General features: G+C 71.7%; 14 protein-coding genes and 1 riboswitch. Of the genes, 3 read left to right on the top strand and 11 right to left on the bottom strand.

Going from position 1 to position 16185, the window contains the following annotated elements:
* Positions 1–96 precede the first annotated feature (96 nt).
* Positions 97–1509 carry a peptidase C39 family protein gene (locus ACIA8N_RS19830; protein ID WP_365783436.1) on the bottom strand — a complete coding sequence of 471 codons (1413 nt, stop codon included), beginning with the start codon at positions 1507–1509 and terminating at the stop codon, positions 97–99.
* Between the two features lie 180 nt (positions 1510–1689).
* Between ACIA8N_RS19830 and ACIA8N_RS19835 the strand changes: the two genes are divergently transcribed.
* Both ACIA8N_RS19835 and ACIA8N_RS19840 read left to right on the top strand, forming a co-directional pair.
* Positions 1690–2319 (top strand): hypothetical protein, encoded by a 630-nt coding sequence (locus ACIA8N_RS19835; RefSeq protein ID WP_365783439.1) that lies wholly within the window; start codon positions 1690–1692, stop codon positions 2317–2319.
* 308 nt (positions 2320–2627) lie between these two features.
* The gene (locus tag ACIA8N_RS19840) at positions 2628–4547 is read left to right on the top strand and encodes an AAA family ATPase (RefSeq protein ID WP_365783441.1); all 1920 of its coding nucleotides are present in this window, start codon (positions 2628–2630) and stop codon (positions 4545–4547) included.
* On the opposite strand, the gene ACIA8N_RS19845 is transcribed toward ACIA8N_RS19840, so the two are convergent.
* The 10 genes from ACIA8N_RS19845 to ribD all read right to left on the bottom strand — a co-directional run bounded on the left by ACIA8N_RS19845 (position 4544) and on the right by ribD (position 13121).
* A complete protein-coding gene (locus ACIA8N_RS19845) occupies positions 4544–5581 on the bottom strand; it encodes a hemolysin family protein (protein WP_365783443.1) in 1038 nt (345 codons plus the stop codon). The two genes, ACIA8N_RS19840 and ACIA8N_RS19845, sit on opposite strands and share 4 nt — an antisense overlap.
* Complete coding sequence (locus tag ACIA8N_RS19850) at positions 5578–7020, bottom strand: hemolysin family protein (protein ID WP_365783445.1); 1443 nt, start codon at positions 7018–7020, stop codon at positions 5578–5580. The genes ACIA8N_RS19845 and ACIA8N_RS19850 overlap by 4 nt, the downstream gene beginning before the upstream one ends.
* A gap of 267 nt (positions 7021–7287) precedes the next feature.
* Positions 7288–7743, bottom strand: a complete 456-nt coding sequence (locus ACIA8N_RS19855; RefSeq protein WP_365783447.1) for a PH domain-containing protein — start codon at positions 7741–7743, stop codon at positions 7288–7290.
* Positions 7744–7787: 44 nt separating this feature from the next.
* On the bottom strand, positions 7788–8636 hold the full coding sequence (gene hisG / locus ACIA8N_RS19860; protein WP_030551962.1) for an ATP phosphoribosyltransferase: 849 nt from the start codon (positions 8634–8636) through the stop codon (positions 7788–7790).
* Between the two features lie 50 nt (positions 8637–8686).
* Positions 8687–8968, bottom strand: coding sequence for a phosphoribosyl-ATP diphosphatase (locus ACIA8N_RS19865; protein ID WP_055598714.1), 282 nt, complete (start codon positions 8966–8968; stop codon positions 8687–8689).
* Between the two features lie 35 nt (positions 8969–9003).
* Entirely contained in the window at positions 9004–9489 is a 486-nt protein-coding gene (gene ribH, locus ACIA8N_RS19870; RefSeq protein WP_024760819.1) for a 6,7-dimethyl-8-ribityllumazine synthase, read from the bottom strand.
* 38 nt (positions 9490–9527) lie between these two features.
* Positions 9528–10805 carry a bifunctional 3,4-dihydroxy-2-butanone-4-phosphate synthase/GTP cyclohydrolase II gene (locus tag ACIA8N_RS19875; protein ID WP_365783450.1) on the bottom strand — a complete coding sequence of 426 codons (1278 nt, stop codon included), beginning with the start codon at positions 10803–10805 and terminating at the stop codon, positions 9528–9530.
* On the bottom strand, positions 10802–11392 hold the full coding sequence (locus tag ACIA8N_RS19880) for a nicotinamide mononucleotide transporter family protein (RefSeq protein WP_051750802.1): 591 nt from the start codon (positions 11390–11392) through the stop codon (positions 10802–10804). Before ACIA8N_RS19880 ends, ACIA8N_RS19875 begins: the two co-directional genes overlap by 4 nt.
* Positions 11393–11436: 44 nt before the next feature.
* Positions 11437–12045 carry a riboflavin synthase gene (locus ACIA8N_RS19885; RefSeq protein ID WP_365783452.1) on the bottom strand — a complete coding sequence of 203 codons (609 nt, stop codon included), beginning with the start codon at positions 12043–12045 and terminating at the stop codon, positions 11437–11439.
* Between the two features lie 2 nt (positions 12046–12047).
* The gene (gene ribD, locus ACIA8N_RS19890) at positions 12048–13121 is read right to left on the bottom strand and encodes a bifunctional diaminohydroxyphosphoribosylaminopyrimidine deaminase/5-amino-6-(5-phosphoribosylamino)uracil reductase RibD (RefSeq protein WP_365783454.1); all 1074 of its coding nucleotides are present in this window, start codon (positions 13119–13121) and stop codon (positions 12048–12050) included.
* 175 nt (positions 13122–13296) lie between these two features.
* Positions 13297–13426, bottom strand: a riboswitch (FMN riboswitch).
* 273 nt (positions 13427–13699) lie between these two features.
* Here ribD and ACIA8N_RS19895 point away from each other — a divergent pair.
* Positions 13700–16069, top strand: coding sequence for a chitinase C-terminal domain-containing protein (locus ACIA8N_RS19895; RefSeq protein ID WP_365783456.1), 2370 nt, complete (start codon positions 13700–13702; stop codon positions 16067–16069).
* Positions 16070–16185 lie beyond the last annotated feature (116 nt).

Here is a 16185-nt window from a genome sequence, read left to right on the forward strand (position 1 = left end):
GCCCCCCTCCTGTGCCGGAGACCACTACGCCGCTCCCCTCCACCTCACCACCGGACGCGTGAGCTCTCCGCCAGGCACCGGCGTGCCGGACCCCGCTCACACCAGACCGAGCGCCCGCAGCGCCCGGTGCTGGCCCGGGGTCGGCTCTACGGGCCAGTAGATGTAGCAGACCCCGCCCGTACCGCCTCTGACCTTGCCGTTTGCGTCGTACCTCTTCGTACGCAGCCAGATATTCTCCCACTCCCGGCGTCGGTAGATCCGGCGGACGGCCGCGTTGTCCGGTGAGGCCGGGTCGTTGGCGATGACGTCGCCGTCCGCCGTGAAGCCGATGACGGTCATCAGGTGGCCCGCCGTGCCGTACCCCGCACCCGTCAGCTCCTCCTTGCGGAAGGACTGGGACGTTATGGCCGGGATTCCGGCCTTGATCAGCGTCTCCAGTTCGGTGAGCGAGCGGAGCCGGGTGACCACCGCGTTCATGTCGGGGTACGAGGCCGCGTAGGCGGCGTTGAAAGGCCAGTTGCCGCAGCCCTCGTACTGGTGGTCGTAGGTGTGGCGGGCCGCGTGGCAGACCTGCGGGTCGGCGAAGGCCGGGTTCACCCAGGCCAGCTCCTCGGCCGAGGGCCGCCGTCCCCAGTACTCGACGATCATCTGCGAGGAGGTCGGGCTGCACCACGCCTCTCCGCCGTTGTCGTACTCGGGGTACTGCCCGACGTGGGTGTTCTGCGAGTAGCGCGGCACGGTCAGTTCGCGGGCCGCGCCGGTCGCGGAGGCCGGGACCGTGAAGCGGTCCGGGATGTCCGACGCCATCGCGCCGAGCCGCCACACCGTGGGGGTGAGGCCGCTCCCCGGGGTGCGGTACAGGGTCAGGCGCAGCCGGTACGAGGCCAGCCGCAGCCCGCTCGCCGCGTCGTCGATCGCGAGGGTGTCGGTCCAGACGGTGCTCTTGCCGTCGGTCTGGTCGTCGACCGAGGTGCGCCGGATGTCACCGTCGCCGGAGGCCCAGCGTCCCAGGACGTACCAGGGGGTGGCGGTGGCGTCCGTGTAGGTGCCGGAGAGTTCGACCTGGAGCCAGGTGCCGGCAGGGGTGTCGGCGTTCCAGGAGGCGATGACCTCGGTGGCGGGCACGGTCGGGGTGTGGACGGGCGAGGTCCAGCTCGCGTACTCCCAGGGGGAGGTCCGTCCGGTGTGCGGGTCGGTGTAGTCGGTGATCCCGGCGGGGGAGGCGAGGAGCAGGCCGGGGCGGCGGCCGGCGACGGCCCTGGTGCCGGCGGCACTGCCGCATCTCCAGTCCGTGTACGAGGACCAGAAGCGGTTGTCGACCAGGCCGGGCGCGGGGGCGCGGCCCGGCGTGGCGCCGTCGGCCCCGGCACGGTCAGGGGCGGTGGTCGGGTCGCGGTCGGAGCCGCTCTCGGCGGCGGACGCGGCGGCGACGGCAGGAGCGGCGGCGGCCGTTCCCGCTGCCGCGAGGGCGGCGGCGAGGACGGTTCTGCGCGGGGTGGAGCTGGTCATGGGCGGTGACCCCCAGTCGAGAACGGTGGGTGTACGGATCTGCTGGGCGGGCCCACTATCCCGGCTCCCGGCCTGCGCCCGCCAGCACTTCGCCACGCGTCGCCGCACCAATATTGGTCTCGACCGCTGGCGGCGGTACCGCCCTGACCTGCGGCGGTCCCCTCCCCTACGCTGGGGCGCATGAACGACCTCGACCGCGCGGCGCACGCGCTGCTGCGGCTGCCGCCCTCCTGCGGCCCGGTCCGGCTGATCGCGGTCGACGGGCACGCGGGCTCCGGCAAGTCCACGCTCGCGGCCCGCCTCTCCACCGCCCTCGGTGACGCGCCCGTCCTCCACCTCGACGACCTCGCCACGCACGAGGAGCTCTTCGCGTGGACCGACCGGCTGCGCGAGCAGGTCCTCGCACCCCTGGCGCGGGGCGAGGCCGCGTCGTACCGGCCGTACGACTGGGGGCTGCGGCGCTTCGGAGCGGCGCGGGAGCTGCCCCCGGCCCCGGTCGTGCTCGTCGAGGGCGTCGGCGCGGGCCGGCGGGCGGTGCGGCCGTTCCTGGCGTGGCTGCTGTGGATGGAGCGCGGGGCGTCGGAGTCGTGGGCGCGGGGCCGGCGCCGGGACGGTCCGGACCAGGCCGCTTTCTGGGACGGCTGGACCGTGGCGGAGACTCGCCATTTCGCCGGGGACGCCTCCCGGCCCTTCGCCGGCACCTTGGTACGTGAGTGCGCGGAGGGGTACGACTGGCTTCCGGGGCCGGGTGTGACAGCGGGCGCGGACCAGATCATCACACACCGTGACGGCTCCATGTCCGTGAACTGAGCGTCCGAAAGTCCGCTTTCGCAAGTGCCTCAACTCCGCTTGACCCAAGGGGCGTACAGGTCTTACGTTCTGAATGTGCGGCTTTTCGGAGCCGCCGCAGACACGAAGCCCCCGGTTGTTCCCCCGTGATCGGGGGCTTCGTTCTGCCCCTGTCGGCCCCTCCCGGGCCCTTCACGGCCCCTGACGCTCACCCAGGGTCACCGCTTCCGGATCATGTGCTTCTCCTTAAGCACACACCCCCTGCGCAGGTACGATGCCCCCAGGTGCGGTCAAATCCCGTCCATGCGTAGACGGTTGTGGGGGACCCGATGGACATCGGCACACAGGGCGCGCAGGCCCCCGCCGAACTCGCCTGGCTGCGCGGAGTCGACGCCTACACGATGGGCGCCTATCCGCAGGCGGAGGACGAGTTCCGCACGGCCGTACGGATCGACCCGGGGATGGCGGACGCCTGGCTCGGGCTGCACGCGCTCCGGGTCGACACCACGACCGCGCTGCTGCGCATGTACCGCAACCGCGACCGCTTCGGCGAGCAGCGGGCCCGGTACCGGCGCGCCCTGAACTCCTGGTACTGGCTTGGCTGGTGGGTGCAGCCGGTGCTCGAGACCTCGCGCGACCTGCTGCTCGCGCACGCCTCCCACTGGCTCGACGGACGGCACGTGCCGGAGCTCGACCGTGCGCTCGCGGGGCTCCCGCCGGTCGACACCGACCCCCAGGTTCGCTTCCTGCACGCCTGCCGCTCCTATCTCGTCAAGGACTGGGACCAGCTCGTACGGCACACCGAGACCCTCGTCGACGACCCGCTGCTCGGCATCGAGGCCGGGCTCTTCGGCGGCATGGCACGGGTCAGGCTCGAGATGTACGGCCAGGCCGAGCCGCTGCTCTCGGCATCACTGATGCGGTGCCGCAGCGAGCAGCCCCAGCGCAAGGAGCTGCGCTACTGGCTCGCCCGCGCCCACGAGGGCACCGGGCGCAGCGCCGCCGCCCTCCCCCTCTACCGGGCCGTGCACCGGATCGACCCGACGTTCATGGACACGGCCGCCCGCCTCGCGGCGATCGCCGAGTACGACGGCTTCGACGGGTACGACGGCGTGGAGGACCCGGCGGGGCTGGCGACGGTCGCCCTGGGCACCCTCGGCGGGGGCCTCGGCCAGGACGCCGTGGACACCGCGCCGGGCGCCGAGCCCGACACCGCGCCGCTGGGCGACGGACTGCGGCTCGCCCCCGAACCCGTACCGCCGGCGGCGCCGGTCACACCGCCGGAGACCGTACGGCAGAAGGCGCCGCTGCCCTCGCAGCCGGTGCCACCGCGCTTCCCGGCGGGCCCCACCGATCCCGTACGGCTCGCGGAGGCGCTCGCCGAGCTGGAGGGCATGGTCGGGCTGGAACCGGTGAAGCGGCAGGTCAAAGCGCTGTCCGCGCAGCTGGAGATGGCCCGGCTGCGCGCCGGTCAGGGCCTCCCGGTCCAGCCGCCGAAGCGTCACTTCGTCTTCTCCGGCCCCTCCGGCACAGGGAAGACCACGGTCGCCCGCATCCTCGGCCGGGTTTTCTACGCCCTCGGGCTGCTCGGCGGCGACCATCTCGTGGAGGCCCAGCGGGCCGATCTGGTCGGCGAGTTCCTCGGGCAGACCGCGATCAAGGCCAACGAGCTGATCGACTCGGCGGTCGGCGGGGTGCTCTTCGTGGACGAGGCGTACGCGCTCTCCAACACCGGGTACAGCAAGGGCGACGCCTACGGGGACGAGGCCCTGCAGGTCCTCCTCAAGCGGGCGGAGGACAACCGCGACCACCTCGTGGTGATCCTGGCCGGCTACCCCGAGGGCATGGACCGGCTGCTCAGCACCAACCCGGGGCTGTCCTCCCGGTTCACCACCCGCGTCGACTTCCCCTCGTACCGGCCGCTGGAACTGACCGCCATCGGCGAGGTGCTCGCGGCCGCCGACGGGGACGGCTGGGACGAGGAGGCCCTGGAGGAGCTGCGCTCGATCAGCGCGCACGTCGTCGAGCAGGGCTGGATCGACGAGCTGGGCAACGGGCGCTTCCTCCGCACCCTGTACGAGAAGTCCTGCGCCTACCGCGACCTGCGGCTCTCCGGATACCCGAACACCCCGACCCGGGAGGACCTCGCCACCCTCCGGCTCGCGGACCTCATGCAGGCGTACGGCGAGGTCCTGTCGGGCCGCGGTCCGATCGACCGCGGCCCTCGGGAGGAGCCTCCGGGGTACTAGGGGGTCGTCCTGATCCGGTGCGCGGGGTCGCGGACCTCGCCCACCAGGGTCTCCAGGACGTCCTCCAGGGCGACCAGGCCAAGGACCCGGCCCGAGCCGTCCGCGACCTGTGCCAGATGGGTGGCGGCGCGGCGCATCACGGTGAGGGCGTCGTCGAGCGGCAGTTCCGCGCGGAGCGTCGCCATCGGCCGCCACAGCCGCTGCGGCACGGCCCGCTCCCGGTCGTCCAGGTCGAGGACGTCCTTCACGTGGACGAAGCCCATCAAGGTCGTACTCCCCTCGGCGTGGACCGGGAAGCGGGAGTACCCGGTGCGTACGGTCAGCTCCTCGACCTCCCGCGGGGTGACCGTCGGCGGGACCGTGACCAGGGAGGCCCGTGCGATGAGCACGTCCGTCACCGGGCGCGTGCCCAGTTCGAGGGCGTCCTCGAGGCGCTCCTGCTCGGCCGGTTCGAGCAGCCCGGCCTGCCCCGCGTCCTCGACGAGCCGGCCAAGCTGGACCCTGGTGAAGACCGCCTCCACCTCGTCCTTCGGCTCGACCTTGAACGCCCGCAGGACGAGCCGGGCGCAGGCTCCGAGCGCTGCCGTCACCGGACGGCAGAGCCGGGCGAAGCCGACGAGGCCCGGGGCGAGCCAGAGCGCGGTCCGCTCGGGCGCGGCCATCGCCAGGTTCTTCGGGACCATCTCGCCGATGACGAGGTGGAGGAAGACCACCGCGGCGAGGGCGATGACGTAGCCGAGCGGATGGATGAGACCCTCGGGGACCCCGACCGCGTGGAAGACGGGTTCGAGGAGATGGGCGACGGTCGGCTCGGCGACGGCGCCGAGCGTCAGGGAGCAGACGGTGATGCCGAACTGGGCGGCGGCCATCATCTGCGGCAGGTTCTCCAGACCGTGCAGGACCTTCTCCGCACGGGCGCCGCCGAGCGGTTCGATCTGGCTGCGCCGGACGGAGACGAGGGCGAACTCGGCTCCGACGAAGAAGCCGTTGGCCAGGACCAGGAAGACGGCGAAGAGGAGCTGCAGGCTGCTCATCGGACGCCCTCCGCGACCAGTGAGGCGGAGGCGGGCGCCGCGACCGGGGCCGCGGCCGTGAGCGGATCCCGGTGCGCCGCCGGGCCCGTGGCCGGGTCCAGGTGCGTGGGCCGGTCCAGGCCTGTGCTCGGCTCGGTCCGTACGATCCGTACGCGCTCGGCGCGATAGCGGTCGACCTGGCGCACCGAGAGCCGCCAGCCGGGGAGTTCGGCCCGGTCGCCGGGGGCGGGGATGCGGCCGAGGAGGTCGGCGACGAGCCCGGCGACGGTCTCGTACGGCCCGTCGGGCACGTCGAGGCCTATCCGGCGCAGGGCGTGGACCCGGCAGGAGCCGTCGGCGTCCCACGCGGGCCGGCCCTCCTCCGCTGGCGCGGCGGCCAGCTCCGGCCGCCCGTCGGCCACGGTGTCGTGCTCGTCCCGGACCTCGCCGACGAGTTCCTCGACGATGTCCTCCAGGGTGACGACACCGGCGGTGCCGCCGTACTCGTCGACGACCACCGCGATCGGCTGCTCCCTGCGCAGCCGCTCCAGGAGGGTCTGGGCGGGCAGCGTCTCGGGCACGAGGAGCGGGGGGACCGCGATCCGGCCGACGGGGGTACGCAGCCGGGCGTGCGGCGCGACGGCGAGCGCGTCCTTGAGGTGGACCATGCCGACGATCTCGTCGATGCGCTCGCGGTAGACCGGGAAGCGCGAGAGGCCGGTGGCGCGGGTGAGGTTGAGGACGTCGGCCGCGGTGGCGTCCCACTGGAGGGCGCTGACCTTCACGCGCGGGGTCATGACCTGCTCGGCGGTGAGGCCGCCGAGGCTCAGGGTCCGTACGAAGAGGTCCGCGGTGTCCTGTTCGAGGGCGCCGGCCAGGGCCGAGTGGCGGGCCAGGGAGACCAGCTCGCCGGGGGTGCGGACCGAGTCGAGCTCCTCGGTGGGCTCGACGCCCAGGAGCCGCACCAGGCGGTTGGCGACCCGGTTGAGCAGGGAGATCACCGGCCGGAAGAGCCTGGAGAAGCGGCGCTGCGGGGTGGCCACGAAACGGGCCACCTGGAGCGGACGGGAGACCGCCCAGTTCTTCGGTACCAGCTCGCCGACCACCATCTGGACGGCGGAGGCGAGCAGCATCCCGATCACCACCGAGATCCCCGAGACGGCCCCTTCGGGCAGTCCGGTCGCGGTGAGCGGCCCGTGAAGCAGGCCGGCGAGCGCGGGCTCGGCGAGCATGCCGACGACGAGGGAGGTGAGCGTGATGCCGAGCTGGGTGCCGGAGAGCTGGAAGGACAGCTCGCGCAGGGCGGTGACGACGGTGCGGGCGCGCCGGTCGCCGGCGGCCGCGGCTCGCTCGGCCTCGGCGCGCTCGACGGTCACGAGACCGAACTCGGCGGCCACGAAGAAGCCGTTGGCGAGGATCAGGAGGAAGGCCGCGACGAGCAGCAGCAGGGAGACGATCATGCCGCCGCCTCCGGAGAGGGGGCGGCGCAGGTATTACCGGACGATCCGTCCATTGCTGGAGGGAGTCACTCCTCGGGTCGAAGGGTGGCCTCGCGGGCCGTGACGACGGCCCTGCACGTGCGAGGCGGTGGTGCCGCTCGGCACCACCGCCTCCAGATTAGCCATGTGCTCGCCCCGAGGGGCAGGGGGCCGGCCCCGGATGGGGGACGGACCGGGGTTCTCCCGGCGGGGTCCCGCCCGCCGGACGCCCCTTGGCCCCCGGGGGGGTCAGGCAGACCGCTCCGCGCCCGTCCCGTGGGCGTCGGCGAGGGCCCGCAGGGCGCGGGCGTCCCGGATGGCCGCCTCCTTGGCGACGCCGGGCTGGATGCCGAGCGCCGGCAGGCTGGTGCCGTCGCTCAGGTCGAGGAACACCCAGGGGTCGCCGGGGCGGAGGTTGACCTTGAGGATCTCCGCCCAGGCGAGGCGTCGGGTCCGGGTGATGTTGACGACCGTGACGCCCTCGTCGTCGGCGACGACCTTGGGACGGCTCAGCAGCACGAGGACCCCGGAGAGCAGCGCGGCGGTGAAGACGAAGCTGACGCGCTCCCCCGGTCCGAGCCGCTCCAGCATCAGCGCGACCGCGGTGATGACGACGAACATCACGCACGCCATGGTCAGCAGGATGGCCCTGGTGCGCCCGGGACGGAAGGTGACCGGCAGGGCGGGCGTCGTGGACTCGGACATCGGGGTTCCTCAGTGCCTGGTGGTACGTGCGGGCCGGGCAGCCGTCAGAGGCGGCAGGCGTGGATGGCGGTGGTGAGGATGGCGCGGGCGCCGATCTCGTACAGGTCGTCCATGATCCGCTGCGCCTCCTTGGCGGGGACCATCGCGCGGACGGCGACCCAGCCCTCGTTGTGCAGCGGGGAGACGGTCGGCGACTCCAGGCCCGGGGTGAGGGCGACGGCCTGCTCCAGGTGCTCGGCGCGGCAGTCGTAGTCCATCATCACGTACGAGCGGGCGACGAGGACGCCCTGGAGGCGGCGGAGGAACTGCTGGACCTGCGGGTGGTCGTCCGGGGCGCCGTGTCGGCGGACGACGACGGCCTCGGAGGTCAGGATCGGCTCGCCGATGACCTCCAGGCCCGCGTTGCGCAGGCTGGTGCCGGTCTCCACGACGTCCGCGATGACCTGGGCGACGCCCAGCTGGATCGCGGTCTCGACGGCGCCGTCCAGGTGCACGACGGAGGCGTCGATGCCCTGGTCGGCGAGGTGCTTGGCGACGATGCCCTCGTAGGAGGTGGCGATCGTCATGCCGCCGAAGTCCTCGGGGCCGTTCGCGGTGCCCGGGCGGGTGGCGTACCGGAAGGTGGAGCGGCCGAAGTTCAGCGCGAGGATCTCCTCGGCGCTGGCGCCGGAGTCCAGGAGCAGGTCACGGCCGGTGATGCCGATGTCCAGCTTCCCGGAGGCGACGTAGATCGCGATGTCCTTCGGGCGCAGGTAGAAGAACTCGACCTCGTTGTCGGGGTCGATGACCACCAGTTCCTTGGACTCCTTGCGCTGGCGGTAGCCGGCCTCATGGAGCATTGCCGACGCAGGTCCGGAGAGGGAACCCTTGTTGGGAACGGCGATGCGCAGCATGGGGTGAGCTTCCTTTGCCTGGGAGTGGTGGGGAGAGCGGTGGGCCGTGCTCAGAGGTGGGCGTAGACGTCGTCGAGCGAGATCCCGCGGGCGACCATCATCACCTGGACGTGGTACAGCAGCTGCGAGATCTCCTCGGCGGCGGCTTCCTTGCCCTCGTGCTCGGCGGCCATCCAGACCTCGGCGGCCTCTTCGACGACCTTCTTGCCGATGGCATGGACGCCCTTGTCCACCAGCTCCGCGGTGCGGGAGGTGGCCGGGTCGCCGGTCTCTGCCTTGAGCTTGAGCTCGGCGAAGAGCTCTTCGAAGGTTTTACGGGTTCCGTTCGCCATGATGGTCCTAAGAGTACGGGGTAAGGGTCGCGTCACTAGCGCCAGGGTTCGCTGACCGTGCGCAGCGTCGTCGCGGTCGCGACGGCGGCGGTGACGGCTTCGTGGCCCTTGTCCTCGCTGGAGCCTTCGAGGCCGGCCCGGTCGAGGGCCTGCTCCTCGTTGTCGACGGTGAGGACACCGAATCCGACGGGTACGCCGGTGTCGATCGAGACCTGGGTGAGGCCGTGGGTGACGCCCTGGCACACGTACTCGAAGTGCGGCGTTCCGCCGCGGATGACGACGCCGAGCGCCACGATGGCATCGTAGCCGCGGCCGGCGAGGACCTTCGCCACGACCGGGAGCTCGAAGCTGCCGGGAACGCGGAGCAGGGTGGGCTCGTCGATGCCGAGCTCGCTGAGGGCGCGCAGGGCGCCGTCGACGAGACCGTCCATGATCTTCTCGTGCCACTGCGCCGCGATGACCGCGACCCGCAGGTCGCCGCAGTTCTTCACGCTGAGGACGGGTGCGCCCTTGCCGCTCATGTCTCTCCTTGAACCTTGAACCGTACGAAGTGAAGGTTTTACTGGTTGCCGCAGGTGGAGGCCGGGGAGCCGTCCAGCCAGGGCAGGTCGTGGCCCATCCGGTCCCGCTTGGTGCGCAGGTAGCGGAGGTTGTGCTCGCCGGCCGTGACCGGCATGGGCTCGCGGCCCTCGACCCGCAGGCCGTACCGGGTGAGGGCGTCGATCTTGTCGGGGTTGTTGGTCATCAGGCGCAGACCGCGGACGCCGAGGTCGACGAGGATCTGCGCGCCGGCCGCGTAGTCGCGGGCGTCGGCGGGCAGTCCGAGTTCCAGGTTGGCGTCGAGGGTGTCGCGGCCCTGTTCCTGGAGCTCGTACGCGCGCAGCTTGGACAGCAGGCCGATGCCGCGGCCCTCGTGGCCCCTGAGGTAGACGACGACTCCGCGGCCTGCCTCCTGGATGCGGTCCATGGAGGCCTGGAGCTGGGGGCCGCAGTCGCAGCGCAGCGAGTGGAAGATGTCGCCGGTCAGGCACTCGGAGTGGACGCGGACGAGGACGTCCTCGCCGTCGCCGATCTCGCCGTGCACGAGGGCGACGTGCTCGACGCCGTCGACGGTGGAGCGGTAGCCGTACGCGGTGAAGTCGCCGTGGGCGGTGGGGAGCCGGACCTCGGCCTCGCGGCGCACGGTCGGTTCGGCGGAGCGCCGGTAGGCGATCAGGTCCTCGATGGAGATGATCGTCAGGCCGTGCTTGCGGGCGAAGGGGACCAGCTCGGGCAGGCGCAGCATGACGCCGTCCTCGCCGGCGATCTCGACGATCGCTCCGGCCGGGCGGAGGCCCGCGAGGCGGGCCAGGTCGACGGCGGCCTCGGTGTGGCCGTTGCGGGTGAGGACGCCGCCGGCCTTGGCCCGCAGCGGGAAGACGTGGCCGGGGCGGACGAAGTCGGAGGGCTCGTGGGAGCCGCTCGCCAGCATGCGCAGGGTGGTGGCGCGGTCGGCGGCGGAGATGCCGGTGGTGACGCCGTGGGCGGGGGACGCGTCGACGGAGACGGTGAAGGCCGTCCGCATCGACTCGGTGTTGTTCTCGACCATCTGCGGGAGCTGGAGGCGCTCCAGCTCGTCGTCCTCCATGGGCGCGCAGATCAGGCCGCGGCACTCGCTCATCATGAAGGCGACGATCTCGGGGGTGGCCTTCTCCGCGGCGATGACGAGGTCGCCCTCGTTCTCGCGGTCCTCGTCGTCGACGACGACGACGGGCCGGCCGGCGGCGATGTCACGGATGGCCTGCTCGACGGGGTCGAGGGCGAGGTCGGTGGCGTCCCAGATCGGCAGCGCGCTCATGCCGTGGCTCCTTCCAGAGCGGAGGTCGTACGCGTCCTGAGCCACCAGTCGCGCATGCCCCAGATGACGAGGGCGAAGTAGATGACGTAGACGAGGCCGGAGAAGGCGAGGCCGCTGTTGAAGGCGAGCGGGACGCCGACGAGGTCGACGAGGAGCCAGGCGAACCAGAACTCGACGAGGCCGCGGGCCTGGGCGACCATCGCGACGAGGGTGCCGACGAAGATGTACGCGTCGGCCCACGGGCTCCAGGAGAGCGACGGGTAGAGGGTGAACAGCCCGCCGACGGCGAGGGTGCCGAGGACCGCGCCGGCGAGGAGCAGGCCGCGCTCCTTCCAGGTGGCGAAGCGGACGGCGATGGAGCCGTCCTGCGCCTGCTGCTTCCCGCGGTTCCACTGCCACCAGCCCCAGGCGGCGACGCCGATGACGAGGAGCTGCTTGCCGACGCCGCCCGCGAGGTCGGCGGAGGCGTAGGCGCCGACGAGGATGAGGCCGGAGAGCAGCTGGGCGGGCCAGGTGAGGATGGAGCGGCGCCAGCCGAGCGCGAGGGCTATGAGCCCGATCGTGTTGCCGATCATGTCGGACCACATGATGTGCTGGTCGAAGACGGTGAACGCCTCGGAGTTGAGCCAGTTCACTTGCCGTTCTCCTTGGCGTCGGTGCCGAGCAGCCGCTCGACGTACTTGGCGATGACGTCCACTTCGAGGTTGACCGGGTCGCCGCTCTTCTTGGTACCGAGCGTGGTCAGGTCGAGGGTGGTGGGGATGAGGCTGATGGTGAACCAGTCGTCGGCGACCTCGACGACGGTGAGGCTGACGCCGTCGACCGTGATCGAGCCCTTCTCGACGACGTACCGGGAGAGGTGGGCGGGCAGGCCGACCTTGACGAGCTCCCAGTGCTCGGACGGGGTCCGCTCCAGGATGGTGCCGGTGCCGTCCACGTGGCCCTGGACGATGTGACCGCCGAGGCGGCCGCCGACGGCCATGGGGCGCTCCAGGTTGACGCGGGAGCCGACGGCGAGGGCGCCGAGGCTGGACCGCTTGAGGGTCTCGGCCATGACGTCGGCGGTGAACTCGCCGTCGCCGAACTCGACGACCGTGAGACAGACACCGTTGACGGCGATGGAGTCGCCGTGCTGGGCGCCTTCCGTGACCAGGTGGCCGCGCAGTCGGAAGCGGGAGGCGTCCTCCAGCTGCTCGACGGCTACGACCTCGCCCAGTTCTTCGACGATTCCGGTGAACACGGTCAGGCTCCCTTGAGGGTGGCGGTGATGCGGATATCGGATCCGATATTCGAGATATCGGTGATGTCGAGCCGCAACGCTTCGGTGATGGTGCTGATTCCGGCGTCGGCGAGGGCCGCGGGGCCCGCGCCGAGGAGGACCGGGGCGAGGTAGCCGACGACCTGGTCGACGGCGCCCGCGGCGACGAAGGCGCCCGCGAGGGTGGGGCCGCCTTCGAGGAGGACGGAGCGGACACCGCGCGCCTGGAGGGCGTCCAGGAGGGCGGGTACGGACAGGCCGCGCTCGGCCCTGGGAAGGCGTAGGACGTCGGGGAGGGCCGTCTCGGCGTCCTCGGCGATCGCGATCAGGGTGGGGGCCGCGTCGTCGAGGATCCGGGCGCCGGGCTTCACGGCCGTGGCCTCGGTGTCGACGACGACCCGGAGCGGCTGCACCGCCTCGTCCCTGCCGCGTACGGCCAGGTGGGGGTCGTCGGCGCGGGCGGTGCCGGAGCCGACGACGACGGCGTCGGCCTCGGCGCGCAGCCGGTGGACGTCGGCGCGGGACTCGGCGGAGGTGATCCAGCGGGAGGTGCCGTCGGCGGCGGCGATCCGGCCGTCGAGGGTGGCGGCGTACTTCCAGCGGACGAAGGGGCGGCCCTGGCGTACGGAGGTGAGCCAGGCGATGTTGACCGCCTCGGCCTCGTCGGCCAGGACTCCGGAGGCGACGTGGACGCCGGCGGCGCGCAGTGTGTCGGCACCGCCGGTGGCCTGCGGGTTCGGGTCGCCGACGGCGTACACGACCCGGCTGATCCCGGCCTCGGTCAGGGCCTGCGCGCAGGGGCCGGTGCGGCCGGTGTGGTTGCAGGGTTCGAGGGTGACGTACGCGGTGCCGCCGCGGGCGAGGGCGCCGGCCTCGCGCAGGGCGTGGACCTCGGCGTGCGGGCCTCCGGCGCGCTGGTGCCAGCCCTCGCCGACGGGGAGCCCCGAGGCGTCGGTGATGACGCAGCCGACGACGGGGTTGGGGCTCGTGGAGCCGAGGCCGCGCGCGGCGAGCTCGACGGCGCGTCGCATGGCGGTGATGTCGGCCTGCTGGGCCACCGGGTCCTCCTGCCTCTTCGGGCACGGACTCCGGGGCCTGTCGATGACGACAGAGAGCGGGAAGGACGCCTCGCACAGGGTGCGCCGAGGCCGCGGTCCCACGGGTACGCCGGAACGGATGCTCCACGGCGACCAGCGGACGTACGGCCGGCACACCCCCGAGAGGGGTCACCCGCCGCGCACTGCCTCCCATCCGGACTTTCACCGTCGGTCCAGGAATCTCACCTGGTCAACCGGCCGCTGGCTGCGGACGGGTCGCGGACTATACCGCCGGTTCGGAATTACACCGACCCCGGAGTGCGCTGCTGCTGATACAGGGCCAGTCTGCCACGGACGCCGCGAGGCCATGCGGCCGAGGCCCTGTGGGCTGGCTCACACGATCCCCTGGGCGACGACTTTGGTCCAGACCTATTGACGCACTGGTCTAGTCCTCTTAATCTCCGTGTCACCTCCGAGGTAACGGTCCTGCGGCGTGCGCACTCCACGGGCCCAACACGACCCACCCCCTTGTTCGTTGTGTTTCCCAGCTCCCCCTACGCCCTGACGGCGTGGGGGACCTCACCCCAGGAGGACCGATCGTGTTGTCCCCCACCACGAAGAGAGCCTCGCTGCTCGCGTCCGGCGCGGCCGTCGCCGGTCTGCTGCTCAGCTCGCTCGCCGGCGGCGTCTCGTACGCGGCCGACAACGAGACCTGTCGCCCCGACGGGCTCTACAAGACCCCGGGCGTCGACGTCCCGTACTGCTCGGTCTACGACACCGAGGGCCGCGAGAAGATGGGCGCGGACCACCAGCGCCGTGTCATCGGCTACTTCACCGGTTGGCGCACCGGCAAGAACGGCGAGCCCGCGTACCTCGCCAAGGACATCCCGTGGGAGAAGATCACCCACATCAACTACGCCTTCGGGCACATCGGTGGGGACAACAAGCTCTCCGTCGGCGCGGACGGTCCGAACAACGCGGCCACCGGGATGACCTGGCCCGGTGTCGCCGGAGCCGAGATGGACCCGTCGTACGCGTACAAGGGCCACTTCAACCTGCTCAACAAGTTCAAGAAGCAGCACCCGGACGTGAAGACGCTGATCTCGGTCGGCGGCTGGGCCGAGACCGGCGGATACTTCGCGGACAACGGCGACCGGGTGAACTCCGGCGGCTTCTACTCGATGGCCACCAACGCCGACGGTTCGGTCAACCAGGCCGGGATCGACACCTTCGCCACCTCGGCCGTCGACTTCATCCGCAAGTACGGGTTCAACGGCGTCGACATCGACTACGAGTACCCGACGACGATGAAGGACGCCGGAAACCCGCTCGACTGGCAGTTCGCCAACGCGCGCCGCGCCGGACTCGTGCAGGGCTACGCGGCCCTCATGAAGTCCCTGCGCGAGAAGCTCGACACGGCCGGCGCCGCCGACGGCAAGCACTACCTGCTGACCGTCGCCGCCCCGTCCTCCGGCTACCTGCTGCGGGGCATGGAGACCTTCCAGATGCAGAAGTATCTGGACTACGTCAACATCATGTCCTACGACCTGCACGGCGCCTGGAACGAGTACGTCGGGCCCAACGCCTCCCTCTTCGACGACGGCAAGGACGGCGAGCTCGCCGCGGCCAACGTCTACGGCTCGGCGCAGTACGGCAACATCGGCTACCTCAACACCGACTGGGCGTACCACTACTTCCGCGGCTCGATGCCGGCCGGCCGCATCAACATCGGCCTTCCCTACTACACCCGCGGCCACAAGAACGTCCAGGGCGGCACGGACGGCCTGTGGGGCAAGGCCTCCGCGACCACCTGCCCGGCCGGAGCCGGTCTGACCAAGTGCGGCGACGGCGCCACCGGCATCGACAACCTGTGGCACGACAAGGACACCAACGGCGTCGAGTCGCCTGCGGGCTCCAACCCGATGTGGCACGCCAAGAACCTGGAGAAGGGGATCGTCGGCGACTACGTCACGCGGTACGGCTTCCCCGCGAACACCACGCTGACCGGCACCTACGCCCGCAAGTACGACTCGACCCTGGTCGCGCCGTGGCTGTGGAACGCGCAGAAGAAGGTCTTCCTCTCCACCGAGGACGAGCAGTCCGTGGCCGCCAAGGCCGACTACGTGGTCGACCGCGGCATCGGCGGCACCATGGTCTGGGAGATGGCCGGCGACTACGCCTGGAACGCCGCCAAGGGCCAGTACGAGATGGGCTCCACGCTCACCTCGCTGATGTACGACAAGTTCAAGGCGGCCACCCCGTACGGCGCCAAGAAGTCGAACAAGGCGCTGCCGACCCGGGCCGTGAAGATCGACGCCCAGTTCACCGAGTTCAAGCTGGGTGACTCGAACTACCCGATCACGCCGAAGATCAAGATCACCAACAACACGGCGGCGGCCCTGCCGGGCGGCACGGAGTTCCAGTTCGACTACGGCACCTCGGCCCCGGCCAACGCCTCCGACCAGTCCGGCTTCGGCACGAAGGTCATCAGCAGCGACCACACGGGCTCCAACGTGGGCGGCCTGAAGGGCGACTTCCACCGCGTCTCCCTGAAGCTCCCGGCCTGGCAGTCGCTGGCCCCCGGCGCCACGGTCGACCTGGCGTTCAACTACTACCTGCCGGTGTCCACCCCCTCCAACTGGACGGTGAACATCAACGGCACGACGTACGCCCTCGCCGGTGACCTGGCGCGCGGTACGACGGTGGTGGAGCCCGGCTCCACGACGCCGCCCACCACGCCGCCCACGACCCCGCCGACGACTCCCCCGACCACGCCTCCGACGACCCCGCCGACCACGCCGCCCACGGGCAGCTGCACCGCCCCGGCGTACGTGGCCGGCACGGTCTACAACGCGGGCAACGAGGTCTCCCACAAGGGCAAGAAGTGGAAGGCCCAGTGGTGGACGCAGAACGAGGAGCCGGGTACGACCGGCGAGTGGGGCGTCTGGAGGGACCTCGGCACCTGCTGACGCGCCCCCACTGACCCCTTCCCCCGGAAGACTCCCGGCGGCGGATATTCACGGCCCTTGCCGCCGCCGGGCTCCCTCAGCGCCGCGCCCCCCTGTCCGGGGCGCGGCGTTTTCCG

It is taken from the genome of Streptomyces sp. NPDC051822, assembly GCF_044452745.1.
Lineage (GTDB): Bacteria > Actinomycetota > Actinomycetes > Streptomycetales > Streptomycetaceae > Streptomyces.